The 1,289-nt window shown below is 53.2% G+C and carries 2 protein-coding genes and 1 pseudogene; 1 reads left to right on the top strand and 2 read right to left on the bottom strand.

Annotation, left to right across the window (positions count from 1 at the left end):
• Positions 1-54 precede the first annotated feature (54 nt).
• Positions 55-288 carry a nitrate reductase associated protein gene (locus NW853_RS06905; RefSeq protein WP_414348548.1) on the bottom strand — a complete coding sequence of 78 codons (234 nt, stop codon included), beginning with the start codon at positions 286-288 and terminating at the stop codon, positions 55-57.
• A 47-nt stretch (positions 289-335) separates the two neighbouring features.
• Positions 336-710 (bottom strand): annotated as a pseudogene (locus tag NW853_RS06910) (molybdopterin dinucleotide binding domain-containing protein); the annotation flags it as partial.
• Positions 711-1,081: 371 nt separating this feature from the next.
• Here NW853_RS06910 and NW853_RS06915 point away from each other — a divergent pair.
• The coding region (locus NW853_RS06915) for an ABC-2 family transporter protein (RefSeq protein WP_414348551.1) at positions 1,082-1,289 on the top strand (208 nt) is incomplete at its 3' end.

A 1,289-nucleotide genomic window follows, 5' to 3' on the forward strand; every position in this document is an offset into this window, starting at 1 on the left:
CCCAAAGCACTGGAGAATCGTCTCGCCTAAGTGCATTCAAACAACTGAGCTTAACTATCTGCTCACTGGCAGCTCCAGGCCAAACTCTTGCAGAGCAGGCAAGAAGTTTTTGTTTTCGTGATGGGATCGGCTTAATTTTACTAAGGCAAATCTCTGGATATCTTGTAAGCTTCTCCAGAAATCGGGAGTGAGCTGGATCCCTATGTCTTGAGCTTTCTGTTGAACGGACATCGAGATCTGATCTGGGTTTTGCCGTTCCGGCTGCGGGTCAATGGAAATCTCTTGCACTTCTTCAGCTCATGGGAATGCATCGCAAAGAATCGGCAAAATCTTGCTCAAATTGAAACAGAACCATGGGCATCTCCGCGAGGATACAAACTCTGGAGTTGAGAGCACTTCCTGGCCGGTGGGTTGGCCTTTTGGAGAGCAACAGCGCAGGCTTTCAGTTCCGGCTGGCCTGAGTCTGGACAACTGATGTCGTGGGTAAGGACGTTGCACTCGGCTTGTTCTGCCCAAAGGGATCCCCACTGCATGAGCACAAATACAGTTCCGGCGGCAATGTTGGCAGTTACTTAAGCTGGGAAATAGGCCTGTCCCCGGGCAGAACGCACTTGAACCCAATCGCCAGCTTGGATGCCCAGCTTTTCAGCATCGTGAGGATGGATCTCGATAAAAGACTGGGGGTGCATTTGCCTAATTTTTTCAATTCTGCCGGTGCGGGTTTAGGTGTGCCAATGGCCGTATAGCCTGCCCGTGGTTAACACGTAGGGAAACCGGGGATCCGGCGGCTCCGCCAAGCTACGGGAATGATGGGGGATAAAGCGAGCGCGACCGTCGGAGATAGGAAAACGCTAGTCTGTATAGAGGCGGGCGGAATTGGGAGGAGTTCTTCCTTTGGGATAGGGCCATTGCTGAGGGCTTTGTTCTGCCAAAAGGGCATGGCTAAGGCCAGAGTGATCGCAGAGGCAGTTGGCGGTGAGGGCGGCAAATTCGGCATAAAGGCAGCCAGTTCTACCGCGTTTTGGAATCCCCAGGCTTTATCGGGTTAGAGATTCTTTAACTGAGATTGGAGAGAGAACGAATGCTGTGCTACTTGCGGGTGCTGTGGCTGTTTTGGAGCACTTCTGTAGCGGCAGAAATGGAGTACCGCGCCAATTTCTTCTTTGCCAGCCTCAGCAGCGTGGGTGGCCTGGGGTCAGCTCTGTTTGGGCTTTCACTGTTCTATCAGCAGGGGCACCGCCTGGGGGGTTGGAGCTGGCCGGAGGCGCTCATCGTCTTGGGCATGTTCA

The sequence above is a fragment of the Synechococcus sp. H55.11 genome (genome assembly GCF_047462475.1).
Classification (GTDB): Bacteria; Cyanobacteriota; Cyanobacteriia; order Thermostichales; family Thermostichaceae; genus Thermostichus.